A 24,536-nucleotide genomic window follows, 5' to 3' on the forward strand; every position below is an offset into this window, starting at 1 on the left:
ATGCGGGGGCCGGCTTCGCGGGGTCCGCCGCGTCCGGCTACGCGGGGTCGGCCGCGCCGGACACGTCCGGGCCCTGGGCGCGGACCCGGTGGACCTCGTCCAGGGAGCCGCGCAGGTCCGCCAGCCAGGCGTCGGTGTTGCTCCCGACCAGGCGTACGCACCAGGCCAGGGCATCCGCGCGGCTGCGGGCCACGCCGCCGGCGACGAGCGTGTCCAGGACCTGACGCTCGGACTGCCGCAGACGGGTCATCACCGGAACGGCGAGGTGGGTGAACAGCGTGGTCTCCTCACCCGAACGGACGCCCCAGGCGACCTTGCGGCGGTACAGCTCCTCGGCTTCCCGGGCCACCTCGATCCGCTGCTCGCGGGTGCGCTCGCGGAACTCCTTGACGGACTCGGCCGCCGGGACGGTGCCGACGACCGTGATCTCCTCACGGTCGGCCGTGACGGAGACGAGGGTCTTGTAGACGTCCACGGGCAGGCGCTCGGCGAACCATGCGCGGAGCTGCTCGCTCTGTTCGGCTGTAATCATGTAATCCACATTGCATCCGAGGTTCTGTTGATCGCAAGGGCATTCCGGGGCGCCTGCCGTCCGCGTGGCCGAATTCCGGGCCGGGCCGCCGGAACCGGCGGTGGGACGCCGAAATCTGGGTAGCGTGTGCGGGGACGGTCCGCGGGGTGAAGATCCGCTTTCCCCCCGCGCGCGCCCGTCGCTTTCGTACGGCGCGATGTACGCCGAATGGCGAAGGGGAAGGCGAAGGGGAAAGGGGATCGCGGGCCGGGTGTCGAAGGCGCGCAGGGAGGTCTCCGTCTTCGGTGGTGCGGCGCCCGTAAGGGCGGACCGCATTCGAGTCCGCTGACGTTCTTTTCGGTCACATGGCCAAGGGATCAAGCTGGTCGCGGGGGAGGCCCGGATGGTTCGCGCAGTCCTGCCGGAGGAATCCACCAAGGAGATCTCCGAATTGATCGACGTCCTGATCCCCCTGCTCTTCGAGTCCTTACCGCGGCGGGACCAGCGGAACTGGGCCCGCGCCTATCTGAACGGCCTCGTGCGGACAGCGGGTAAGAAAACGGTCCGCAACATCGCCGGGGCCGGGGCCGGGGCCGGGGCCGGTGGCGGTGGCAGGATCGGCATCGGTTCCGTGGAGCAGAGCCTCCAGCAGTTCATCAGCAAGTCCCCCTGGGACTGGACGCCCGTCCGGCGCTCCCTCGCCCGGCACCTCGAACAGACCGCCGGACCTCCGCCGGCCTGGGTGGTGCGGCCCATGGTCGTCGAGAAGGCCGGTGACCGCTCCGTGGGCGTCGGCCGGCAGTTCGTCCCCCAGCTCGGCCGCACCGTCAACTGCCAGCAGGCCGCCGGCATCTGGCTGGCCTCCGGCGAGGCCAGCTTCCCGGTCGAGTGGACCCTCACCCTCCCCGGGCCCTGGACCAGCGAACTCGCGCGCCGCCGGCAGGCCGGCATCCCCGACACCGCACGCTCCCTCACGCCCGCCCAGGACGCCGTGCACGCCGTACAGCGGATGGCCGCGACCTGGCAGCTCCAGCGGCGCCCCGTGGTGATGGAGGTGGCCAACGGGGACCTGCCGCGGAGTGTCCAGGCGTTCGCCCCCCAGGGCATCCCCTTCGTCTTCAAGGTCGACGGCTCCCTCCCCGTCTCCTCCGGCGGCGCCGGGCGGCACAAGCCCGCGCCGCACACGGTGCCCGCGCGGGAACTCGTCGACTCCCCGCGCTCCCGGCGCAGCGTCGTCGAGTGGACCCCGCACGGCCGCGTCGAGGGCGCCGTGGCCTTGCTGGCCGCGGCCGCGGCCCCGGTCCTCGCGTCCCCCGGCGAGGACCGGACCGCCCCCGTGCCGGCCGCCCCGCTGCTGCTCTTCGGCGCCCGGACCGAAGCGGACCCGGTCCCGTCCGAGTTCTGGGTCACCAACATCGGCGACCGGCCCCTCGCCCGGCTGTTCCTGCTCGCCCGGCTCGCCGAGCGGGTCTCCCTCGACTTCGCGCAGACCTGCGAACCCGCGGGCATACGGGACTTCGAGGGGCGCTCCTTCCGCGGCTGGCACCACCACGTCACCCTGGCGAGCGTGGCCCACGCGGCGACGCTGCTGGGCGGGCGCGCGGGGGCGCCCGACGGCCGCCCCGACCCCGTCCGGTCCGGGACGGCGGCCCCCCGTCCGCTCATCCCCGGGCAGGGCCCGCGCCACGCGCACGTCCGCTGACGCCCGGCCCCCTGCCGGGACGCGGCCGGAGCCGCCGGGGGCTGCCCGGAGCCGCCGGGAGCCGCCGCCGGGACCGAGGACCCGTAGGAAAGGACCAGGCAGCCCGGAATGTCCTGGATGATCGGCCCGGGCGGCGCGAACCCCAGGACATGGGAGGATGAAGTACGTGCGTTTCCTCGGCTGCCCTGTCGAGGTACCTCCGATCGACTGGGATGTTCAGCACGTGCGTTTCCTCAATGACCTGAAGCCGCCGTACGACCTGACGTACGACGATGTGTTCATGGTGCCGAGCCGCTCCGCGGTCGGTTCCCGCCAGGGCGTCGACCTCTCCGCGCCCGACGGCACCGGCACCACCATTCCGCTGGTCGTGGCCAACATGACCGCCATCGCGGGCCGCCGCATGGCCGAGACCGTCGCACGCCGCGGCGGCATCGTCGTCATCCCGCAGGACATCCCGATCGAGATCGTCACCGACGTCATCTCCTGGGTGAAGACCCGCCACCTCGTGCTCGACACCCCGATCACGCTGGCGCCGACCCAGACCGTCGCGGACGCCCTGTCCCTGCTGCCCAAGCGCGCCCACGGCGCCGGAGTCGTCGTCGACGACGAGGGCCGCCCGGTCGGCGTCGTCACCGACCACGACCTGACGGGCGTCGACCGCTTCACGCAGCTCTCCGAGGTCATGTCGAAGGAGCTGCTGCTCATCGACGCCGACATCGACCCCCGCGAGGCCTTCAACAAGCTCGACGCCGGCCACCGCAAGCTGGCTCCGGCCGTCGACAAGGACGGCAGGCTCGTCGGCATCCTCACCCGCAAGGGCGCCCTGCGCGCGACCCTCTACACCCCCGCCACCGACGCCAACGGCAAGCTGCGCATCGCGGCCGCCGTCGGCATCAACGGGGACTTCGCGGCCAAGGCCAAGCAGCTCCTCGACGCGGGTGTCGACACGATCGTCATCGACACGGCCCACGGGCACCAGGAGTCGATGATCACCGCGATCAAGGCCGTCCGCGCCCTGGACCCGCAGGTCCCGATCGTGGCCGGCAACATCGTCGCCGCCGAGGGCGTCAAGGACCTCATCGAGGCCGGCGCCGACATCATCAAGGTCGGTGTGGGCCCCGGCGCCATGTGCACCACCCGCATGATGACCGGCGTGGGCCGCCCGCAGTTCTCCGCGGTGCTGGAGTGCGCCGCCGAGGCCAAGAAGTACGGCAAGCATGTGTGGGCCGACGGCGGCGTCCGCCACCCGCGCGACGTGGCGATGGCGCTGGCCGCCGGTGCATCGAACGTCATGATCGGCTCCTGGTTCGCCGGGACGTACGAGTCCCCGGGCGACCTCCAGCAGTCCGCCGACGGGCGCTTCTACAAGGAGTCCTTCGGCATGGCCTCGGCCCGCGCGGTCCGCAACCGCACCTCCGAGGAGTCCGCGTACGACCGTGCCCGCAAGGCGCTGTTCGAGGAGGGCATCTCCACCTCGCGCATGTTCCTCGACCCGGCCCGCCCGGGCGTCGAGGACCTGATCGACTCGATCATCGCGGGCGTCCGCTCCTCCTGCACCTACGCCGGTGCCGGCTCCCTCGCGGAGTTCGAGGAGAAGGCCGTGATCGGCATCCAGTCCGCCGCTGGCTACGCCGAGGGCAAGCCGCTGCACGCCAGCTGGAGCTAGTCTCCGGCAGCCTCCGGAGGCACGCTTCCCCGTGGCCCCGGCCGTCCTGCGCGGACGGCCGGGGCCACGGGCGCTCCCGGCCCGGGCCGGGTGCGCGCGGGCACGGCGGGCACGGCGGGCGCGCCTGGCCGCCGTGCCCGCCGGGCGCGTCAGGGCCGGGCGTCTCAGCCGGGCGTCTCAGGGTCCGGGCGGACCGCCGCCCGGCGGTGAACTGTGCACGCCCGCACGGTACTTCGGGATCCGTACCGTCACCTTCATGCCGGCGCCGACCCCCGTCTCGACGACCAGCCCGTACGGGTCCCCGTACACCTGCCGGAGCCGCTCGTCGACGTTGGGCAGTCCGATCCCCGAGGACGAGCCGGCCCGCTCCCCGGCCAGGATCCGGCGCAGCAGGTCCGGTTCCATGCCCACCCCGTTGTCCTCCACCGTGATCACCGCCTCCGAGCCCGCGTCCCGCGCCGCGATGGTGATCCGGCACTCGGCGGTGGAGTCCTCCAGCCCGTGCTTGACGGCGTTCTCCACCAGCGGCTGGAGGCAGAGGAACGGCAGCGCCACCGGCAGCACCTCGGGCGCCACCTGCAGGGTCACCTTCAGCCGGTCCCCGAACCGGGCCCCCGCCAGGGCCAGATACTGCTCGATGGAGCGCAGCTCGTCGGCCAGCGCGGTGAACTCCCCGTGCCGGCGGAAGGAGTAGCGGGTGAAGTCGGCGAACTCCAGGAGCAGGTCCCGGGCCCGCTCCGGATCGGTCCGCACGAACGAGGCGATGGCCGCAAGGGAGTTGAAGATGAAGTGCGGGGAGATCTGCGCCCGCAGCGCCTTGATCTCCGCCTCCATCAGCCGCGTCCGCGACCGGTCCAGCTCCGAGAGCTCCAGCTGTACGGAGACCCACCGCGCGACCTCGGTCGCCGCCCGCACCAGCACCGCCGACTCCCGCGACCCGTACGCCACCAGCGCGCCCAGCATCCCGTCCTCGCCGGTGAGGGGGGCCACCACCGCCCACTTCAGCGGGCAGTCCGGCCGCTCGCACTCCGTCCGCACGCTCAGGCCGCGCCCCGACTCCAGCATCTCCGCGACCCGGGCCATCACCCGCAGCTCGTGGTGGTCGCCGCCCGGCCCGTCCCAGGCCAGCACCGACTCCCGGTCGGTCAGGCACAGGGCCTCCGTGCCCAGCAGCGACCGCAGCCGGCGGGCCGCCTTGCGGGCCGCGTCCTCGGTCAGCCCGGCGCGCAGCGGGGGAGCCGCCAGGGAGGCCGTGTGCAGGGTGTGGAACGTCGCCCGCTCCACCGGGGTCCCCAGGTCCACGGCCGCGCCCCGGCCGTCGTGCCGGGCGTGCAACCGTCCCGCCGCCCAGCCCGCGCCCAGCAGCAGGGCGGCCGCCACCCCCGCGAGGAGGGCGGGCACGGCTTCCGTCACCGGGTACCCCCCACCCGGTCGCCGGCCACGCCCTCCGGCAGGTGCAGCCGGGCCAGGATGGCCGCCGTACCGCCCGGGACGCGCGCCGGGGTGCCCAGCGACACCAGCACCATCGTCAGGAACCCCAGCGGCACCGACCAGGCCGCCGGCCAGGCCAGCAGCGTGTGCGCCCAGCCCGGCGGGGCCAGACCCGCACGGGTCGTCAGCACCGCGCTCAGGGCCGCCCCGCCCCCGGTGACCAGCCCGGCCACCGCACCCGGCGGGGTCAGCCCGCGCCACCAGATCCCCAGCACCAGCAGCGGGCAGAACGACGAGGCCGACACGGCGAACGCCAGCCCCACCGCGTCCGCCACCGGAACGTCCCGGGCCGCCATGCTCCCGGCCAGCGGCACCAGGACCGCCACGAGCACCGCCCAGCGGAAGCTGCGCACCCCGCGCTTCGGCAGCACGTCCTGGTGCAGCACCCCGGCCACCGCCATGGTCAGCCCCGAGGCCGTCGACAGGAACGCGGCGAAGGCGCCCCCGGCCAGCAGCGCCCCCAGCAGGTCCCCGAGCAGCCCGCCCAGCATCCGTTCCGGCAGGACCAGCACGGCCGCGTCGGCGTCGCCGGTCAGGGCCAGTTCGGGGGCGTAGATCCGGCCCAGCGCCCCGTACACCGGCGGCAGCAGGTAGAAGACGCCGACCAGCCCGAGCACGACCAGCGTGGTGCGGCGCGCGGCCCGCCCGTTGGGGCTGGTGTAGAAGCGCACCGCCACGTGCGGCAGCCCCATCGTGCCGAGGAAGGTGGCGAGGATCAGCCCGTACGTCGCGTACAGCCGGTACCCCCGCTCGTCCCCCGACAGCGGCTGCGACCAGCTGGACACGCCGAGCCCGGCCTCCGTCCGGGTGCCCGGGACGGGGGTGCCGGGGGTGAACTCCAGCCGCGCGTGCGCCCGTACGGAGTGCTCCCCGGCGGCGAGGACCAGCGGCGCCGCCTCGTGGGCGCGCCCGTCCACCTGGCCCGTCACCGTCAGCGCGAGCGGCGCGTCCAGCGACAGCCGTACGTCCTCGGCGACCGTGACAGCGGTGTGCCGGCCGAAGACGGCCGGGGCGTCGAAGGAGGCGCGCGGAGCGCCGTCCCCGGCCCAGGCGGCCACCAGGAAGAACGCCGGGACCAGCAGCGCGGTGAGCTTGAGCCAGTACTGGAAGGCCTGCACGAAGGTGATGCTGCGCATCCCGCCCGCGGCGACGGCGGCGCCGACCACGACGGCGACGACCACCCCGCCGACCCAGTGCGGCGCGCCGGTCAGGATCTCCAGGGTCAGCCCGGCGCCCTGGAGCTGCGGCAGCAGGTACAGCCAGCCGACCCCGACCACGAACAGCACCGCGATCCGGCGCACGGCCTGCGACTCCAGCCGGGCCTCCGCGAAGTCCGGCAGGGTGTACGCGCCCGAGCGGCGCAGCGGGGCCGCGACGAGTACGAGGAGCACCAGGTACCCGGCCGTGTAGCCCACCGGGTACCAGAGCATCTCGGGGCCCTGGAGCAGGACCAGCCCGGCCACCCCGAGGAAGGAGGCGGCGGAGAGGTACTCCCCGCTGATGGCGGCCGCGTTGAGGCGGGGGCCCACGGTGCGCGAGGCGACGTAGAAGTCGGAGGTGGTCCGCGATATCCGCAGGCCCAGCGCGCCGACCAGGACGGTGACGAGAACGACGACGGCGACCGCGGTCAGCGCGTACGTCTGGTTCACCGGTCGGTCCTTCGGCTGGAGGAGGGTGACCGGAGTCTACGCACGGCCCCGGAGCGGGCGACAGGCGTGATCCGGCCCGCGCACGGGGCCGGCCCGGCCGGGGGCGACGGGTCGGGTCGCGGTGCGGTCAGCGGGCCGGGTCGCGGTGCTCGGCGCAGTCGCGCAGGGCTATCTCCAGCTCCACGTACGACTCCTCCGCGCGCCGGAAGGCCAGCGTCAGCGCGGCCTCCGCGCGCGGCGGGACCTGGTCACGGACGCCCTCGCCGGCCTCGTAGAGGAGATCGGCCCAGCGGGCGGCCGCGCTGCGCAGGCGGGCCAGCAGCACCTCCGCCTCGGCGGGTCCGGCCGGGCGGGTGCGGGGCAGGCCGGACAGGGCGTCGAGCAGCGCGTGGATCTCGGACATCTCGCTCCTCCCGCGCCGGAAGATCCACGATACGCGGGGGCGTCAACGGCGCCGGGCGCGTCACCCCCGCCGTGCGGCCGACGGCGGCGCCGTGTCGCCGTACGCCCGTCTCCGTGCGACGAACGGCGCCCGGGGGCGCGGCGGGCGGGCGGTCGGCGCGCGCCGGGGCGGTCGGGTACGGGAGGTCGGTCGGCCCGGCCAGCCCGGTTGGCCCGGTTGGCCCGGTCGGTCGGTCCGGGAGGTCGGCCCGTTGCCGGTACCGCCCCGTCGGCCGCCAGGCCCTCCGACCCGGTGCGCCCGTTCCCGGTCCGGCGGCCGACCTGGTCCGGCCGCTGACCCGGTCTGCCCGCTCGCGGCCCGGCCGCCGACCCGGTTCGGCCGCTCCCGGTCCGGCCGACCGTCAGCCCGTCGCGTGCCGCATCAGTAGATCCCGCAGCTCCCGCGCGTGCCGGCGGCTCACCTGGAGCTCCGCCGCACCGACCCGGACGCTGGTGGTGCCCGCGTCCAGCCGGAGCTCGTCGATCCGGGCCAGTGCCACCAGGTGGCGGCGGTGGATCCGGACGAATCCGCGGGCCGCCCAGCGCTCCTCCAGCGTCGACAGGGGGATGCGGACCAGGTGGCTGCCCTCGTCGGTGTGCAGCCGGGCGTAGTCGCCCTGGGCCTCCACGTACGCGATGTCGGCGATGGCCACGAAGCGGGTGACCCCGCCCAGTTCCACGGCGATCTGGTCCGGGGCCCGGTCGGCGGCGGCCGTCTCGGCGCCGGGCCGGCGCGGACCCGGTACGGCGAGCGGGGCCGACGGGACCGGACCGCCGGCCCCGTCGGGCGCGGCCGCGGTTCCCGGCGGGACGTCCCCGGCCCGGTCCAGCTGCGCGCACGCCCGGCGGACGGCCTCGGCCAGCCGCTCGGGGCGCACGGGCTTCAGTACGTAGTCCACGGCCTTGAGGTCGAAGGCCTGTACGGCGAAGCCCTCGTGAGCGGTGACGAACACGATCAGCGGCGGCCGGGCGAACCCGGCCAGCAGCCGGGCGATGTCCAGGCCGGTCAGCCCGGCCATGTGGATGTCGAGGAAGACCACGTCGATGGCATCGGCGCCGTCCGGCCCGCCCTCCAGGGCCCGGGTGATCCGGCGCAGGGCCCCGGTGGCGTCCGAGGCGCCTTCAGCGCGCGCCACCCGGGGGTCGGAGCGCAGCAGGAAGAGGAGTTCTTCCAGGAGCGGCTTCTCGTCGTCGACGGCCAGGGCGCGCAGCATGCGGCCGAGTCTAGGGGGTGTCGTCGAAGTCGTTCCGTACGCCCGCACGGCAGGAGCGAGTTCGACGACACCCCCCGGGCGGTGGCCGCGAACCCTTCCGGCCACAGCACCAGGCTCGGCCGCGCCGGGGCGGAACGGTGCGCGGCCCCCGCCCGGGGGGAGGGGAGAGGGGCGGGGGCCGCGCGGTTCGGGTCGGTGGGGGGAGGAGGGGCGGTGGAAACGGGAGGGGAGCGGGGGGAGTAGGCGGGGGAGGGGGCCCGCCGCTACTTGACGGTGATCAGCTTGCCGTCGGGGGACACGGCGTACCAGGTGCCGCCGACGCCCTGGCCGTTGGTGTCACCGGCCTTCTTGTCGCCCGAGAAGGTGTAGACGGGCCAGCAGTCGATGCTCTGCTGCTTCTTGCCGTCCGGACGGTCCAGGACCCGGTAGTTCTTCTCGATGATCCCCTTGGCGTTCGCCTTGTCCACCGGGGGCACGGCCGGCCACTTCTCCAGGCAGGCGCCCTCGCACTTGGAGACCATCGGCCACTGCGTGTCGGGCTTGAACCGGTAGACGGTCATGCCCTTCCCGTCGACGATGTGATCGCCCAGCTTGGGGTCGTTGGCGACGGAGAGCGCCGCGTCCGCCTCGACCGCGCCGGCGCCCGCACCGCCCGCTTCCGGCGCGGGAGCCGGTGCCGGGGCGGCGACCTTGGCGGCCTTCTTGCCGTCCGGGCCGAAGGCGAACCACACGCCTCCCACGCCCTGTCCGTTGACGTCGCCCGCCTTGGTGTCCTTGTTGAACCGGTACGCGGGCCAGCCGGCCACCGTCAGCTGCTTGCTGCCGTCGGTGCGCTCGACCTCGCCCAGCAGGGCCGGGTCCATGCCGGCGGCGGCGGTGACGTCGCCCGCGGAGACCACGGGCCAGGTCTTTTCGCAGTCGCCCTCGCAGTTGGACTTCGGCGGCTTGGCGGTGTCCTTGTCGAAGCGGTAGAGGGTGAGGCCGCCGCTGTCGGTGAGGATCTGCCCCAGCTGCTCGTTGGCGGCCGCCGCGAGCTGGCCGGCGGGCTGGGCCCCGGCGCCGGGAGCCGTGTCCGCCACCGGAGCGCCGTAGGGGTCCTGGGCGGAAGCGGCACCGGCGGGCTGAGTGGTGTCGGCGGCCTTGTCGTCCGTCGGTCCGCAGGCCGTCACCGACAGGGCGACGGCGATGGCTGCCGCTGCGAGGGTGAGGGTGCTTCCGCGCTTCATGCCCATGTTGATCTCTCCCACGTGTGTGTCCGTTGTCGTCCTCCGCCGGAGCGGCGGCAACTGTGCTCAGGACACGGGGTGGTGGGCGCGATCCGTTCAAGGCGGCCGGTGTGGGCTCTTTCACTCACCCCGCGTCGAACCCGGCGCGCCGCAGGGCCGTGACCACAGCGAGGCCGAGGACCTGGTGCCCCGAGTCGTTGGGGTGCAGCCCGTCCGCAAGGTGCTCGGGTCCGAGCAGGTCACGGCCCGGGAGCACGGCGAGGCGGCCGTCCCCGGCCGCGATCCGGTCCCGGGCGGCGCGCTCCATCGCGTGGCGCAGGGCGCCCAGGGTGGCGCCGAGCCGGTTCGGGGTGCGCTCGGCGTCGGGCCGCAGGACGGGGGAGACCAGCAGCAGCGGGGTCCGGGGGTGCCCCTGGCGGACCAGTTCGAGGAACGCGCGCGTGGTTTCGTACAGCAGCGGCGCCGAGAAGGGCACCTGGGACCAGCAGTTGGTGCCGAAGGCGAGCGTGAGGACGTCGGCGGGCAGTGCGGCGAGCTGTTCGGCGGTGGCCAGTTCGCCGCGCGCGGCTCCCGCGTAGCCGAGGTTCACGGTGTCCCAGCCCAGCGCGCGGCCGGCGACCGCGGGCCAGCCGTGGGCCGGGCGGGTGGACCACCAGCCCTCCGTGATGGAGTCGCCGTGCACCACCCAGCGCGGGGCGGACGGCGCCGGGGCGAGTCCGCCGCCGATCGCGCGCAGCCCGAGGACCAGCGGGGACTGCGTCTCGGGCAGGTGGATCGTGAACGGGCCGGTGCCGCCGCCCAGTTCGATGCGCACCACGGACTCCGCGGCCGGCTCGGTGAACACCTCCGAGACCACCCCGTGGCGGTCCCACAGGGCGAAGCCGTGCGCGAGGTCACGCAGCGCGTCGGTGGGGCCGGGCAGGGTCGCCCGGTAGCGGACCTCGACGGCGCGCGCCGTTTCGGTGGTGAACTCCAGCCGGACCCCGATGGGCAGGGTGGCGCGCTCGCCGGCGTCCCAGGGCAGCCGCATGGTGTCCGCCGGGTCGGCGCGCACCGGGCGGCCTCCGTCCAGCCAGGCGACGCCGCGCAGGAACGGTCCGGGATCCTGCCACCCCTCGTCTGTGCCCATCGGGCCCACCCCTCTCTCTCCTCCGATCGCCGGATACGGGAACTCCCACCGGCAGCGGCCAGCCGCACCGGCCCCGCCCGGCCGCGGGCCCGGCCGCACCGGCCGGGCCGTCCCACCCTCCCCGGAGCCGCCGCGTTCACCCGTACCCCGCGGGGCCCGGTTCCACCGCCGCGGGACCCGTCGATCCGTACGGACCTCCCGGTCCTGGCGGCACGCTGCGACAGGTCTGACGAGGTGTCAAGAATAGGGGTCGAGGCCCCTTGCGCAGCGATCGATCATCCGTGCGCAACAAAGGACCGCGGAGGACGGATCCGCGCAACGATCGTCCGCCAATGTGCAAGGATGGTGCATTACGGGCGGTATCACTCAGCTCGTAGGCTCACTCGCTGTACGTGGAGTGGCGTGGACCGCCTGCTCGGCGGTCCCCCATGCCCAGGCTCTGCCTGCTCCTGCTCCGGACCGCTGCGGTCGATGCCTCGCAACCCCCACCCGCAGCAACCAAGGAGTCCCCTCGTGCTCGATCACGGCCAGGCGCCACCGCTCTCGTCCGAGCCCCGCAGGCCCGCCCACCCGCTGCTGCGCCGCAAGCCCGTAGAGCAGCTGGTCGCCGAGGGCGGCCAGGGTGAGGGCGGAGCGCTGAGGCGCTCGCTCACCATGTGGCAGCTGACCATGATCAGCATCGGCGCCACCCTGGGCACCGGCATCTTCGTCGTGCTTGGCGAGGCCACTCCGATCGCCGGCCCGGCCGTCTTCATCGCCTTCATCGTCGCGGGCCTGACCGCACTGTTCTCCGCCCTCTCCTACGCCGAGCTGGCGGGCTCCATACCGGTCTCGGGCTCCTCGTACTCGTACGCCTACGCCACCATGGGCGAGCTGGTCGCCTGGATCTGCGGCTGGTGCCTGATCCTGGAGTACGGCGTCTCGGTCGCGGCCGTCGCCGTCGGCTGGGGCCAGTACCTCAACGAGCTCCTCGACGGGACGCTCGGCCTGACCATCCCCGAGGCCTTCTCCGCCCCGCTCGGCGAGAACGGCTACATCAACCTGCCGGCCCTGGTCGTGGTCCTGCTGTGCATGGTCTTCCTGCTCCGCGGCGCCAAGGAGAGCGCCCGGATCAACTCGATCATGGTCGGGATCAAGATCGTCACGCTGGTGCTCTTCTGCGTCATCGGCTTCATGGGCATCAAGGCCGGCAACTACACCCCGCTGGCCCCGCTCGGCGTCACCGCGATCAGCACCGCCGCCGCGATGCTCTTCTTCTCGTACATCGGCTTCGACGCCGCCTCCACCGCCGGTGAAGAGGCCAAGAACCCGAAGCGGGACCTGCCGCGCGCGATCATGCTCTCGCTGGGCATCGTCACCGCCCTGTACTGCCTCGTCGCCCTGGTCGCGGTCGGCGCCATGCCGTGGCAGGAGTTCGAGGGCAGCGAGGCCGCCCTGGCCAAGATCATGGAGAACGTCACCGGACACGCCTTCTGGAGCATCGTCCTCGCGGCGGGCGCGGTCGTCGCCATCGCCAGCGTCGTCTTCGCCGTCCTCTACGGCCAGACCCGCATCCTCTTCGCGATGTCCCGCGACGGCCTGATCCCGAAGGCCTTCGCCAAGGTCGACCCGAAGACCGGCACCCCGCGCGTCAACACGATCATCGTCTGCCTCTTCTGCGGGATCCTGGCCGCCACCATCCCGCTCGGCGAGCTGGCGAACGCCACCAGCATCGGCACGCTCTTCGCCTTCGGCCTGGTCAACATCGCGGTCGTCATCCTGCGCTACACCCGCCCCGACATGAACCGCACCTTCAAGGTGATGCTCTTCCCCGTCACCCCCATCCTGGGCTTCCTCTTCTGCGCCTACCTGATGACCGAGCTGCCGGCGGTCACCTGGGCCGTGTTCGGTGGCTGGATGGCGGTCGGGCTCGTGCTCTACTTCTTCTACGGCATGCGCCGCTCCAGCCTGGCCACTGTCGCCTCCAAGGCCACCCCGGCCGCGGAGGCCGCCGAAGAGAAGTGATCCACCCTCTGTGCGACTGAACGATCTCGACGAACGCATCGTGCACGCCCTCGCCGAGGACGCCCGCCGCTCCTACGCGGACATCGGCTCCGAGGTCGGGCTCTCCGCCCCCGCCGTCAAACGGCGCGTGGACCGGCTCCGCGCGGAAGGCGCCATCACGGGCTTCACCGTCCGGGTGGACCCGGCCGCCATGGGCTGGGAGACCGAGGGCTTCATCGAGATCTACTGCCGCCACAACACCTCGCCGGACGACATCCGGCGGGGCCTGGAGCGGTACCCCGAGGTGGTGTCCGCGTCGACCGTCACCGGCGACGCGGATGCCCTGGTGCAGGTCTTCGCCTCCGACATGCGGCACTTCGAACGCGTGCTGGAGCGGATCGCCGGGGAGCCGTTCGTGGAGCGCACGAAGTCCGTCCTCGTGCTCTCGCCACTGCTGCGGCGGTTCACGTCGGGGGCGCCGGCCTGATCCGGTCAGGCCCGGCCGGGGCCCGACGGGCCCGACAGGGCGGGTTCGCGCCGCTCCAGCAGGGCGCGGCGCTCCTCCTCCGTCAGGCCGCCCCAGACGCCGAACGGCTCCCGGGTGTGCAGGGCGTGCGCCAGACAGGCCGTACGCACCGGGCAGCCCGCGCAGATCCGCTTGGCAGCCGCGTCCCGCTCCTCGCGGTCGCCACCCCGCTCACCGGCGGGATGGAAGAACCTCCCGGACCCCAGGTCCCGGCAGGCGGCGCGCGACTGCCACTGCCACGAGCGGTGCGCGGAACCGGGCAGGCGTGAGACGTCGGACATGTCAGTTCCTCTCCGTGGGTTGTCCCCGCGTGTGACCACCGAGCGGCCGGCGAAACCCCGAGGGCGCGAGGGAGCTTGACCAAGCCGCCCCCGGGCGGGGCGCGCGGCCCCGGGAGGAGCGGCGGCGGCGCGATCGGTTCCGACCGCCTTCTTGACGGCTCCCGGCGCCCCCAGGAGACTGCGGGGGACGACGGCCGCGACGGCCGGTGCCCGCCGCCGGGAGCACGACCACCGCGGGGCGGGACAGCGAAGACGGGAACGGGGGTGCCACCGGTGCGGACGTACCTCACGGACCCCACGGCCCCCACGGCCCCCGCGGAGCAGACCCGGACGCGGACCACCCGGCGCTGGTGGCTGACCCGGCGCCTGCACATCGACCTCCTGCGCGTCTGCAGCGCCTTCGGCCCGCGCGGCTGAGCTCCGGACCCCGTACCCGAACGGCCCGTACCCGACCGCCCCGACCCCACCGGGCAGGCCCGTACGCGCCACCCCGTACCCGGTACGCCGCATCGACGGACGGCCCTGCCGCGCGCCCCACCGCGCCCCGGCCGCTCCGCCGCGCCCCGGCGACCCCCGCGCCAGTCCCAGGAGTGCCATGTCGCCCATCGCCCTGCCCCGCACCGGTCCGGCCCCCGCCCTGCGCGGCCGCATCGGCGCCGGCTTCTCGCCGGTCCCGCACCGCTACCACGTGTACCTCTCCGCCGGCTGTCCCCGCTCCGCACGGGTGGCCGAGGCCCTCGCCCGGCTGGGCCTGGCGGACTCCGTCGCCGCCACCGTCCTCGGCACGGACCCCGACGCGCCCGGTCACACCGCCCTGCGCCTGGCCTACGAGGCCGCCGGCCACCACTACGACGGCACGCCAGCCGTACCCGCGCTGTGCGACACCTGGAGCGGCCGCGTCGTCTCCAACCACGCCCCCGACATCCTCGACGACCTGCGCTTCCTGGCCGCCCATCCGGCCTTCCGCGCGGCACGGTAAAACGGCCCCGCGGGGGTCCGTGGGGGTCTGAGAGGGGCACCGCGCAACGAATCGCCGGGCAGGCCGCGCAATACGCAACGAATCGATGCGCAGAGCGCAACGGTCACGGCTTGTCCCCGTCGAACGTGCGCACGTACCGTCGTATGACCCCCACACCCCTCCTGCCACAGAGGTAGTCATGCCCCCGCTGCGTACCGCCCTCCTCCAGAGCTCCGGACGGCTCGGCGACACCGCCGAGAACCTCAAGGAGCTCGACGGGGCCGCCGCGCGCGCCGCGCGGAGCGGGGCCGGGCTCCTCGTGACCTCGGAGATGTTCCTCACCGGGTACGCCCTGGAGCTCGAGGACGTCGCCGCCCTCGCCGAACCGGCCGACGGCCCGTCCGCCGTCGCCATCGGCGAGATCGCCCGGCGCCACGGGGTGGCCGTCCTGTACGCCTACCCCGAGCGCGCGGGCGACGCCGTCTTCAACGCGGCGCAGCTCATCGGCCCCGACGGCGCCCCGCTCGCGAACTACCGCAAGACCCACCTCTTCGGCCGCTTCGAGCAGGACGCCTTCACCCCCGGCGACACCCCCGTCGTCCAGGCCGACCTCGGGGGCCTGCGCGTCGGCATCATGATCTGCTACGACGTGGAGTTCCCCGAGAACGTCCGGGCCCACGCGCTCGCCGGCACCGACCTCCTGCTGGTGCCGACCGCGCAGATGCACCCCTTCCAGTTCGTCGCCGAACAGCTCGTCCCCGTACGGGCCTTCGAGAACCAGATGTACATCGCGTACGTCAACCGCACCGGCCCGGAGGGCGAGTTCGAGTTCGTCGGACTCAGCTGCCTGGCGAGCCCCGACGGGGTCACCCGTACCCGGGCCGGACGCGGCGAGGAGCTGGTGTTCGGCGAGGCCGACCCCGAGCTGCTGAGCGCCTCGCGCAGGACCAACCCGTACCTGCGCGACCGCCGCCCGGGGCTCTACGCCTCCCTCGTCTGAGACCACTTCCCCCAGCCTGCCGCCCGCAAGGAGCCGTACCCCATGACGTCCACGGTGCCCACCACCGCCGTCCCGCACAGCGACGGACAGCCGCCGATCACCATGTTCGGCCCGGACTTCCCGTACGCGTACGACGACTTCCTCGCCCACCCGGCGGGCCTGGGCCAGCTCCCGGCCACGGAGCTCGGCACCGAGGTCGCCGTGATCGGCGGCGGGCTCTCCGGCATCATCTCGGCCTACGAGCTGATGAAGATGGGCCTCAAGCCCGTCGTCTACGAGGCCGACCAGATCGGCGGCCGGCTGCGGACCGTCGGCTTCGAGGGCGCCGGCACCGAGGGGCTGACCGCGGAGATGGGCGCCATGCGCTTCCCGCCGTCCTCCACGGCCCTGCAGCACTACATCGACCTCGTCGGCCTGGTCACCGAGCCCTTCCCGAACCCGCTGTCCGAGGCCACCCCGTCGACGGTCGTGGACCTCAAGGGCGAGTCCCACTACGCCGAGACCATCGCCGACCTCCCGCAGGTCTACCGCGACGTCGCCGCCGCGTGGAACGACTGCCTCGACGAGGGCGCCGACTTCTCCGACATGAACACCGCGATGCGCGAGCGGGACGTCCCGCGCATCCGCGAGATCTGGGCCAAGCTCGTCGAGAAGCTCGACGACGAGACCTTCTACGGGTTCCTCTGCAAGTCCGAGGCCTTCCAGTCGTTCCGCAAGCGCGAGATCTTCGGCCAGGTCGGCTTCGGCACCGGCGGCTGGGACACCGACTTCCCGAACTCCATCCTGGAGATCCTGCGCGTCGTCTACACCGAGGCCGACGACCACCACCGCGGCATCGTGGGCGGCTCGCAGCAGCTCCCGCTGCGCCTGTGGGAGCGCGAGCCCGAGAAGATCGTCCACTGGGCCCAGGGCACCTCGCTGTCCTCCCTGCACGGCGGTACCCCGCGCCCGGCGGTCACCCGCCTGCACCGCACGGCCGGCAACCGCATCACGGTCACCGACTCCTCCGGCGACATCCGCACCTACCGCGCCGCGATCTTCACGGCCCAGTCGTGGATGCTCCTGTCGAAGATCGAGTGCGACGACACGCTGTTCCCGATCGACCACTGGACGGCGATCGAGCGCACCCACTACATGGAGTCGTCGAAGCTGTTCGTGCCGGTGGACCGGCCGTTCTGGCTGGACAAGGACGAGGTTACGGGCCGCGACGTCATGTCGATGACCCTCACCGACCGGATGACGCGCGGCACCTACCTGCTGGACAACGGCCCGGACAAGCCCGCCGTCATCTGCCTCTCGTACACGTGGTGCGACGACAGCCTGAAGTGGCTGCCGCTGTCCGCGAACGAGCGGATGGAGGTCATGCTGAAGTCCCTGGGCGAGATCTACCCGAACGTCGACATCCGCCGCCACGTCATCGGCAATCCGGTCACCGTGTCCTGGGAGAACGAGCCCTACTTCATGGGCGCGTTCAAGGCCAACCTGCCGGGTCACTACCGCTACCAGCGGCGCCTGTTCACCCACTTCATGCAGGACCGCCTCCCCGAGGACAAGCGCGGCATCTTCCTCGCGGGCGACGACATCTCCTGGACGGCCGGCTGGGCCGAGGGCGCGGTCCAGACGGCACTGAACGCGGTCTGGGGCGTCATGCACCACCTCGGCGGCTCCACGGACGCCTCCAACCCGGGCCCGGGCGACCGCTACGACGACATCGCGCCGGTAGAGCTCCCCGAGGACTGACCCCGCCGGGATCGGCTTCCGTCGATCCGCTTCCGCCCGGATCGGCTCCCGCCCAGATCCGCTCCCGCACCCCGCGGGCGCTCCCCGCAGGCCACGGGCCGTCACCGCGCACGAACGCGGTGGCGGCCCGTTCCCATGCCTCGTGCGGCCCGGCTCCCGGCCCCCGGCCCAGCCCCCCCGGCTTCCGGCCCGGCCCGCCACGGTCAGCGGCTGCCGAGCAGGGCCGTACGGCCCGGATGCCCGGCGCCGAGGCACGTCGCCGGTACGGGGGTCAGCAGGCAGCGTCCGACCAGGCCGACGCCCGCGTCCAGGGACTCGCGGAACTCCTCCGCCATGTCGGGGGTGCGGCGCAGGGTCCACAGGAGGCGGGCCGCCGCCCAGGCGCCCGCGCGGGCCCGGTCCAGGCTCCAGGAGCCGACCAGGTGGGTCAGCGGGTCGGCGATCTCCAGGAGGTCCGGGCCCGGCATCAGCTCCTCGCGGATGTGCTCCTCCAGCGCCACCAGGGTGTCGCCGACCTGGTCGAAGTCCGCCTCCAGGGCGGCCGGTTCGCAGTCCAGCGCGCGGCAGGTCGACACCACGGCCACCGCCAGGTCGTAGCCGATGTGCGCGTTGATCCCGGCGAGGGCGTGCTGGAGCGGGCGGACGCCGGGGTGGCGCCGCTGCTGGAGCAGCGGGCGCCAGCAGGCCGGCGCCCGGTCCGCCTCCACGGCCGCCAGGTACCGCTCGGCGAACCGCACGCTGAGGGTCTGCGCCCGCCGGGGCGCGGGGAACTCCCCGCGCGCGATGCGCCGGTGCAGGGTCTCCGTCACCGTCAGGTAGACCCGATTGAAGACGGCGACACCGTCCTGCGGCGGGAGCCGCTCGTCCAGGGCGCGCATCCGCGCCAGCACCGCTTCCATGGGAGGCAGGTTCGCAGGCGCCGGGCCGGATGCGGGGAACTTGGCCGTGCGCTTCGCCGGTTCGGGCGAAAACGCGTCAACGCGGCTTGTCCGGGCCGCCCCCGCGGCCCGCGCCGCCGCCGTCGCGGTCGCCGTTCCGTCCGTCCCGCTCGTCCCGCCCGTTCCGTCCGTCCCCGTCGTCGTAAGCGGAGGTGCCGGCGTCGAGCAGCGGCTCCTGCCCCTTGAGGTGCGCGGGGGCGAAGTACCGGAGCGTGTGGTAACCCCCGACCACCACGATCGTGCCGAGCGCGATGCCGCCGAGCTCGAAGGCGTCGGTGATCCGGAGCTGGACCCCGCCGATGCCGATGATGATGCCCGCCGCGGCCGGCACCAGGTTCAGCGGATTGCGCAGGTCCACCCGGCCGTTCAGCCAGATCTGGGCGCCGAGCAGGCCGATCATGCCGTACAGGATGACGGTGATGCCGCCGAGCACCCCGCCCGGGATCGCGGCGACGACCGCGCCGAACTTCGGGCACAAGCCGAAGAGCAGGGCGAAGCCGGCCGCCGCCCAGTACGCCGCAGTGGAGTAGACGCGGGTGGCCGCCATGACGCCGATGTTCTCGGAGTACGTGGTGTTCGGCGGGCCGCCGACCGCCGTCGAGAGCATGGACGCGGCGCCGTCCGCGGCGATGGCGGTGCCGAGCTGGTCGTCGAGCGGGTCGCCCGTCATCTCGCCGACGGCCTTGATGTGCCCGGCGTTCTCGGCGATCAGCGCGATCACCACGGGCAGCGCGATCAGGATGGCCGACCACTCGAAGGCCGGGGCGTGGAAGCCGGGCAGCCCGATCCAGTCGGCCTTGCCGACCCCGGACAGGTCCAGACGCCAGTGGTCCACGGCCTCGCCGCCGCCGACCGGCGAGTGGATCTTCCCGAAGGCGAGGTCGAAGACCCAGGAGATCGCGTAGCCGAAGACCAGCCCGAGGAAGATCGCGATGCGCGACCAGAACCCCGGCAGGCAGACCACGGCCAGCCCGGTGAACGCCATGACCAGCAGCGCCGTCCACTGGTCCTGCGGCCAGTACGTCGAGGCCGTGACCGGCGCGAGGTTGAATCCGATCAGCATCACGACCGCACCGGTCACCACCGGCGGCATCGTCGCGTGGATGACGCGCGCGCCGAAGTGCCGTACCGCGAGCCCGGCGAGGAAGAGGGCGACCCCGACGACGAAGACCGCGCCGGTGACCACCGCACTGTCCCCGCCGCCCGCCCTGATCGCCGCGGCGACCCCGACGAAGGCCAGGGAGCAGCCCAGGTACGAGGGGACCCGCCCGCGCGTGGCGAGCAGGAAGACGGCCGTCGCGACGCCGGACATCATGATGGCGAGGTTGGGGTCCAGGCCCATCAGGACCGGGGCGACGAAGCTCGCGCCGAACATCGCCACCACGTGCTGGGCGCCCAGTCCGGCGGTACGCGGCCACGACAGCCGCTCGTCCGGCCGGACCACCGCGCCCGGGGCGGGGGTCCGCCCGTCTCCGTGCAGGGTCCAGCCCACGCCGAGGCCCATGATCCACCACTTCCGTTTCCGCCGGCCGGTCGAGCGTCCATGCCGTGGGGCCCCGCCGCCGGAACGGCGCCCCACCGGCGCCGCGTCGACAAGAGGGCCTCGGCGGCCAGCGATATGTTACGGCCGGATATCCACAGGTTCGCCCCGCTCGTCCCGGTCGCCCCGCACGGCTCCGTCCGCCGCCGGCTTAGGCCGCAGTACGGCGGCCCCCGCGATCAGCGCGAACGCCAGCAGGGTGACCAGCCCGAAGGAGACCACCAGCGAGGTGGCGTCCGCCACGGCGCCGATGGCGGACGGCGCGATCAGCCCCGAGGTGTACGTGATCGTCGCGACACCGGCGATGGCCTGCGCCGGGGCGGGCCCGCTGCGCGCCGCCGCCGCGAAGGCCAGCGGCACCACCACCGCGATGCCGAGCCCGATCAGCCCGAAGCCGGCCAGGGCCGCCGCAGGATGCCGGACGAGGACCACGAGCAGTCCGCCCGCGGTGGCCAGCGCCCCGCCCACCCGGACGGTGCGCACCGGCCCGAACCGGTCCACCACGCGGTCCCCGACGAGCCGGGCGACGGTCATGGTGAGCGCGAAGGCGGTGGTGGAGGCCGCGGCCAGCCCCGCGTCCGTGTGCAGCACGTCCCGCAGGTACACCGCCGACCAGTCCAGGCTCGCGCCCTCCGCGAAGACCGCGCAGAATCCGACGGCGCCGATCAGCAGCGCGGACTTCGGCGGCAGCGCGAAGTGCGGCGGCGCCGCGGCCTCCTGATCGCTCCTCAGGTCCAGCACGCCCTGTACGGCCACCAGCCCGGCCGCGGTCAGCGCGACCGCGGCGATCAGGTGGTGCAGCCGTGCGTCCGCGCCGGTGTGCGCGGCGACCGTACCGGCGGCGGACCCGAAGAGGGCGCCCAGGCTCCACATGCCGTGCAGCGAGGACATGATCGAGCGGCCGAGCCGGTTCTCGGTCTCCACGCCCAGCGCGTTCATCGCCACGTCCGACATGCCCGAGGTGGCCCCGTAGACGAAGAGCGCGAAGCAGAGGGTCGGCAGGTTCGGGGCGAGGCTCGGGAGGATCAGGGACAGGGTCCACATCGCCAGCAGCGCCCGCAGTGCGGCGCGGGCCCCGAAGCGGTGGTTGATCCGTCCGGCCAGGGGCATCGCCAGTGCAGCGCCGAGGGCGGGGAAGGCGAGCGCCAGACCCAGGGTGCCCGCGCTGAGCTGGGCGTGGTCCTGGATCCAGGGGATGCGGGTGGCGAACGAGCCGGTCACGGCCCCGTGGGCGCAGAACACGGCGGCGATGGCGAAGCGGGCGTGGCGCAGGCGCGCCGGGCTGAGGTCGGTTTCCCCGGTCATGGCCGATAAACTATCAGGGACCCTGCCTGATAGATAAGGGCCTCTCCTCCCTAGGATGGGCGCCGTGACTCCTGCCTCCGCCCCGGTACCGACCTCCGCTCCGGCTGAGACCCCGGCCGCGACCTCCGCTCCGGTCCCGACCCCCGCATCACCGAGCACGGCGCGCGCCATCAACGACCGCCTGGCCCTGCGACTCCTCCAGGATGCCGGGCCCCTGACGGCCAACCAGCTCAAGACCCGGACCGGACTCTCCCGCCCCTCGGTCGCCGACCTCGTCGAGCGCCTCACCGGAGCCGGCCTCATCGAGGTCGCCGGGGAGTCCGGCGAACAGCGCCGCGGCCCCAACGCCAAGCTGTACGGGATCGTCGCCCACCGCGCCCACCTCGCCGCCCTCGACGTGCGCACGGACAGCGTCACCGCCGTGATCACCGACCTGCTCGGCCACCCCCTGGCCGAGGCCGCCCTGCCCGTCGGCGCACCCGGGGACGCCGTCGAGGCCCTGCTGCGCACCGCCCGCGACGCCGGGGCCGCGGACCTGCACACCGTCGTCATCGGCGCCCCCGGCCTCGTCGCCCCGGCCACCGGAGAACTCCGCGACTCCAGCGGCCTGCCCGCCTGGCACCGGGACCTGGTGGCGGCCCTTCAGCGGAGCCTGCCCGCCGTGGTGGTCGTGGAGAACGAGACGAACCTGGCCGCCCTCGCCGAGCAGCGCCTCGGCGCCGCCCGCGACCTGGACTCCTTCGTCCTGCTGTGGCTCGGCGCGGGCGTCGGAGCGGCCGTGGTCCTGGACGGCCGGCTGCGCCGGGGCGCCTCCGGCGGGGCGGGGGAGATCGGCTTCCTCCCCGTACCCGGCACCGGCGGCCTGCCCTCCGCCACCGACTGCGGCGGCGGCTTCCACGCCCTGGCGGGCCGGGACGCGGTCACCGGGCTCGCCCGCGCGCACGGCTTCCGCGGCCCGGCGGAGGAGGCGGTCGCCGGGGTCGCCGGGGAGCCGTTCCTCGACGCCCTGGCCGAACGGCTGGCCCTGGGCGCGGCCGCGGTCGTCGCGGTCCTGGACCCGGGCTGCGTGGTGCTGGGCGGCGAACTGGGTCTCGCGGGCGGCCCGCCCCTGGCGGCCAGGGTGGCCCGCCGCCTCGCGACGCTGACCCCTCTCCCGACGGAGGTCCGCGCCACGTCCCTGGGCGGCCCGGCGGTCCTGGCGGGGGCCAGGCTGGCGGCGCGGGAGGCGGCCCAGGACGTGCTGTTCGGAGGGTAGGAGGCGGCCGCGCCGTGTTCCTGCTTCCAGGTGGTCGCAGGTGCCGGGTCCTCCCGGCCGCGGTACGGGTACGACCGGGCCGCCGCCGACGCGCTGTAGGGCCGCGGGTCCCGCGGGACCCGCGGGACCCGCGAGGGGCGCGAGGGGCGGCAGCGCCGCGAGTGCCGCCCCGGGGCGGACGGCCCGTCCGGCCAGTCCCGCCCCGCCCCGTCCCGGCCCGCCCCGTCCGGGCCGGGCGCCGCCCGCGCTCCGCCGGCCGCGCCCTACGCCTCCCGTTCCCGCAGGTACTCCGCGAACGTCATCCGCCCCACCGCGTGCCCCGGCGCCAGGTTGCCGCCCCGGCGGAAGCCCGCGTACGCCTTGCCCGCCAGCGGGAGCGGGACGACCGGGCGGCGGCTGCCCGTCGCGGCCAGGTAGGCGCGGCCCAGCTCCGGCAGGGTGCGGACCTCCGGGCCGCCCATGTCCGGGACGCGGCCCGAGGGGGTCGTCGCGGCCAGTTCCGCCAGCCGGTCCGCGACCTCGCCGACCGCGATCGGCTGCACCCGTACGCCCTTCGGCAGGGGCACCACCGGCAGCCTGGCCGCCGCGCCGACCAGCCGTGCGACCAGATCGTGGAACTGCGTGGCGCGCAGGATCGTGAAGCCCAGCCCGGACTCCTCCACGAGCCGTTCCACCCTCAGCTTCGTCCGGTAGTAGCCGAACGGGACCGCGTCCACCCCGACGATGGAGACGTAGACGAGGTTCCGGACCGTCCCCGCCCGCCGGGCGGCGGCGATCAGGTGTCCGGCGCCGCGCTCGTCTCCCCCGCGCGGGGCGCTGGCGCAGTGCACGACCACCTCCGCTCCCGCCACGGCCGCGTCCAGCCCGCCGCCGTCCCGCAGGTCGACGGGGTGCTCCGGCGAGCGGCGGCTCAGGACCCGGACCTCGTGCCCCCGGTCCCGCAGCCGCGCCACGACGAGGGAGCCCAGGTTTCCCGTGCCCCCGGTGACGAGGATGGTGCTCATGGCGTCCGCCTTTCCGATCCGGTGTGGTGCGGTCACCAGCGGAGACCGGACGCGGCTCAGGAACGTGACAGCTGGCGCAGCAGATACTCCAACTTCTCCGGATTCACCACCGTGCGCATGTCGCTGACCAGCCCGTTCTCGAACTCCACCACGAGCACCGCCGCCTCGCCGAACAGCAGCGCCGGCGATCCGTTCACCTCCACCACCCGGACCGGCGCGCCCGCCACGTACTTCTCCAGCGCGCCCCGCAGGAACCGGGCCACGTTGGTCCGGCCCAGGACCGGCCGCCGCGCCGCGTTGACCACGCCGCCGCCGTCCGAGACGTACCGCGCGTCGGCCGTCAGCAGGCCCTCCAGCCGGGCCAGGTCCCCGCCGCGCGCCGCCGTCATGAAGGTCTCGACGAGCCGCCGCCACTGCTGCGGATCCGGCTGGAAGCGGCGCTCCGCCGGGGCTCCCACCCGTGCCGTCGCCCGCCGGTAGACCTGGCGGCAGTTGGCCTCGGAGAGGTCCAGCAGGCCGGCGATCTCCCGGTGGCCGTACGCGAAGGCCTCGCGCAGCACGTACACGGCCCGTTCCACCGGGGTCAGCCGCTCCAGCAGCACCAGCAGGGCGACGGACACGCCGTCCCGCTGCTCCGCCGACTCCAGCGGCCCCAGCGCGCCGCCCGAGGTGAGGACCGGCTCCGGCAGCCAGGGGCCGACGTACGCCTCGCGCCGCACCCGCGCCGAGTCGAGGTGGTTCAGGCACAGCCGGGTGACGGTCTTGGCGAGCCAGGCCCCCGGGTACGCGACGTCCGCGCGGTCGGCGGCGGTCCAGCGCAGGTAGGCGTCCTGGACCATGTCCTCGGCCTCCGCGGCGGAGCCGAGCATGCGGTAGGCGATGCCGAACATCCGGGGCCGGTGCTCCTGGAAGTCCGCGGCGGACGCGGCGACGTGGTCGTTCACGTCCGGCAGCCTACGAGGGGCCGCGGCCGGCGG

22 protein-coding genes are annotated in these 24,536 nt (G+C 74.2%); 9 read left to right on the forward strand and 13 right to left on the reverse strand.

Features of this window, described 5'->3' with window-relative positions; all coding sequences use genetic code 11:
• Positions 1–37 precede the first annotated feature (37 nt).
• A complete protein-coding gene (locus OTB16_RS24460) occupies positions 38–532 on the reverse strand; it encodes a hypothetical protein (protein WP_267722900.1) in 495 nt (164 codons plus the stop codon).
• 382 nt (positions 533–914) lie between these two features.
• Here OTB16_RS24460 and OTB16_RS24465 point away from each other — a divergent pair, with 382 nt between their 5' ends.
• Both OTB16_RS24465 and OTB16_RS24470 read left to right on the forward strand, forming a co-directional pair.
• The gene (locus tag OTB16_RS24465; RefSeq protein WP_267722901.1) at positions 915–2,213 is read left to right on the forward strand and encodes an IS701 family transposase; all 1,299 of its coding nucleotides are present in this window, start codon (positions 915–917) and stop codon (positions 2,211–2,213) included.
• A gap of 223 nt (positions 2,214–2,436) precedes the next feature.
• Positions 2,437–3,879 carry a GuaB1 family IMP dehydrogenase-related protein gene (locus OTB16_RS24470; RefSeq protein WP_267722902.1) on the forward strand — a complete coding sequence of 481 codons (1,443 nt, stop codon included), beginning with the start codon at positions 2,437–2,439 and terminating at the stop codon, positions 3,877–3,879.
• A gap of 177 nt (positions 3,880–4,056) precedes the next feature.
• Here the strand turns inward: OTB16_RS24470 and OTB16_RS24475 are convergent, their stop codons facing one another.
• The 6 genes from OTB16_RS24475 to OTB16_RS24500 all read right to left on the reverse strand — a co-directional run bounded on the left by OTB16_RS24475 (position 4,057) and on the right by OTB16_RS24500 (position 11,029).
• Positions 4,057–5,292 carry a histidine kinase gene (locus OTB16_RS24475; protein ID WP_267722903.1) on the reverse strand — a complete coding sequence of 412 codons (1,236 nt, stop codon included), beginning with the start codon at positions 5,290–5,292 and terminating at the stop codon, positions 4,057–4,059.
• Positions 5,289–7,019, reverse strand: coding sequence for a sodium/solute symporter (locus OTB16_RS24480; RefSeq protein ID WP_267722905.1), 1,731 nt, complete (start codon positions 7,017–7,019; stop codon positions 5,289–5,291). Before OTB16_RS24480 ends, OTB16_RS24475 begins: the two co-directional genes overlap by 4 nt.
• Positions 7,020–7,146: 127 nt before the next feature.
• The gene (locus OTB16_RS24485) at positions 7,147–7,422 is read right to left on the reverse strand and encodes a hypothetical protein (protein ID WP_267722906.1); all 276 of its coding nucleotides are present in this window, start codon (positions 7,420–7,422) and stop codon (positions 7,147–7,149) included.
• Positions 7,423–7,822: 400 nt separating this feature from the next.
• Positions 7,823–8,674 (reverse strand): LytR/AlgR family response regulator transcription factor, encoded by an 852-nt coding sequence (locus OTB16_RS24490; protein WP_267722907.1) that lies wholly within the window; start codon positions 8,672–8,674, stop codon positions 7,823–7,825.
• 263 nt (positions 8,675–8,937) lie between these two features.
• Positions 8,938–9,900, reverse strand: a complete 963-nt coding sequence (locus tag OTB16_RS24495) for an SCO0930 family lipoprotein (RefSeq protein WP_476470172.1) — start codon at positions 9,898–9,900, stop codon at positions 8,938–8,940.
• Positions 9,901–10,024: 124 nt separating this feature from the next.
• Positions 10,025–11,029: a GDSL-type esterase/lipase family protein gene (locus OTB16_RS24500; protein WP_267722909.1), complete on the reverse strand. Its 1,005-nt coding sequence runs from the start codon at positions 11,027–11,029 to the stop codon at positions 10,025–10,027.
• Positions 11,030–11,542: 513 nt separating this feature from the next.
• Between OTB16_RS24500 and OTB16_RS24505 the strand changes: the two genes are divergently transcribed.
• Together OTB16_RS24505 and OTB16_RS24510 are read left to right on the forward strand one after the other, a co-directional pair.
• On the forward strand, positions 11,543–13,033 hold the full coding sequence (locus tag OTB16_RS24505) for an amino acid permease (RefSeq protein ID WP_267722910.1): 1,491 nt from the start codon (positions 11,543–11,545) through the stop codon (positions 13,031–13,033).
• A 10-nt stretch (positions 13,034–13,043) separates the two neighbouring features.
• Positions 13,044–13,499: an Lrp/AsnC family transcriptional regulator gene (locus OTB16_RS24510; protein ID WP_007262967.1), complete on the forward strand. Its 456-nt coding sequence runs from the start codon at positions 13,044–13,046 to the stop codon at positions 13,497–13,499.
• Between the two features lie 5 nt (positions 13,500–13,504).
• Here OTB16_RS24510 and OTB16_RS24515 read toward each other — a convergent pair whose 3' ends face one another.
• A complete protein-coding gene (locus OTB16_RS24515) occupies positions 13,505–13,819 on the reverse strand; it encodes a WhiB family transcriptional regulator (RefSeq protein WP_267722912.1) in 315 nt (104 codons plus the stop codon).
• Positions 13,820–14,092: 273 nt separating this feature from the next.
• Here OTB16_RS24515 and OTB16_RS24520 point away from each other — a divergent pair, with 273 nt between their 5' ends.
• From OTB16_RS24520 to OTB16_RS24535, 4 genes are all read left to right on the forward strand, one after another.
• A complete protein-coding gene (locus OTB16_RS24520) occupies positions 14,093–14,236 on the forward strand; it encodes a hypothetical protein (RefSeq protein WP_267722913.1) in 144 nt (47 codons plus the stop codon).
• 178 nt (positions 14,237–14,414) lie between these two features.
• Positions 14,415–14,798, forward strand: a complete 384-nt coding sequence (locus OTB16_RS24525; protein ID WP_267722914.1) for a glutathione S-transferase family protein — start codon at positions 14,415–14,417, stop codon at positions 14,796–14,798.
• A gap of 178 nt (positions 14,799–14,976) precedes the next feature.
• A complete protein-coding gene (locus tag OTB16_RS24530) occupies positions 14,977–15,777 on the forward strand; it encodes a carbon-nitrogen hydrolase family protein (protein ID WP_267722915.1) in 801 nt (266 codons plus the stop codon).
• 42 nt (positions 15,778–15,819) lie between these two features.
• Complete coding sequence (locus OTB16_RS24535; RefSeq protein WP_267722916.1) at positions 15,820–17,517, forward strand: flavin monoamine oxidase family protein; 1,698 nt, start codon at positions 15,820–15,822, stop codon at positions 17,515–17,517.
• Positions 17,518–17,720: 203 nt separating this feature from the next.
• On the opposite strand, the gene OTB16_RS24540 is transcribed toward OTB16_RS24535, so the two are convergent.
• The 3 genes from OTB16_RS24540 to OTB16_RS24550 form a co-directional block, all read right to left on the reverse strand.
• On the reverse strand, positions 17,721–18,416 hold the full coding sequence (locus OTB16_RS24540) for a DUF5995 family protein (RefSeq protein ID WP_267722917.1): 696 nt from the start codon (positions 18,414–18,416) through the stop codon (positions 17,721–17,723).
• 76 nt (positions 18,417–18,492) lie between these two features.
• Positions 18,493–19,959, reverse strand: a complete 1,467-nt coding sequence (locus OTB16_RS24545; RefSeq protein WP_267722918.1) for a uracil-xanthine permease family protein — start codon at positions 19,957–19,959, stop codon at positions 18,493–18,495.
• Between the two features lie 117 nt (positions 19,960–20,076).
• Entirely contained in the window at positions 20,077–21,300 is a 1,224-nt protein-coding gene (locus OTB16_RS24550) for an MFS transporter (protein ID WP_267722919.1), read from the reverse strand.
• Positions 21,301–21,355: 55 nt separating this feature from the next.
• Here OTB16_RS24550 and OTB16_RS24555 point away from each other — a divergent pair, with 55 nt between their 5' ends.
• The gene (locus tag OTB16_RS24555; protein WP_420717787.1) at positions 21,356–22,555 is read left to right on the forward strand and encodes an ROK family protein; all 1,200 of its coding nucleotides are present in this window, start codon (positions 21,356–21,358) and stop codon (positions 22,553–22,555) included.
• 263 nt (positions 22,556–22,818) lie between these two features.
• On the opposite strand, the gene OTB16_RS24560 is transcribed toward OTB16_RS24555, so the two are convergent.
• Together OTB16_RS24560 and OTB16_RS24565 are read right to left on the reverse strand one after the other, a co-directional pair.
• A complete protein-coding gene (locus OTB16_RS24560; RefSeq protein ID WP_267722920.1) occupies positions 22,819–23,559 on the reverse strand; it encodes an SDR family oxidoreductase in 741 nt (246 codons plus the stop codon).
• A gap of 56 nt (positions 23,560–23,615) precedes the next feature.
• A complete protein-coding gene (locus tag OTB16_RS24565; protein WP_267722921.1) occupies positions 23,616–24,503 on the reverse strand; it encodes an RNA polymerase sigma-70 factor in 888 nt (295 codons plus the stop codon).
• Between the last annotated feature and the right edge of the window lie 33 nt (positions 24,504–24,536).

Origin of the sequence: Streptomyces antarcticus, assembly GCF_026627255.1 — a bacterium.
GTDB lineage: Bacteria > Actinomycetota > Actinomycetes > Streptomycetales > Streptomycetaceae > Streptomyces > Streptomyces antarcticus.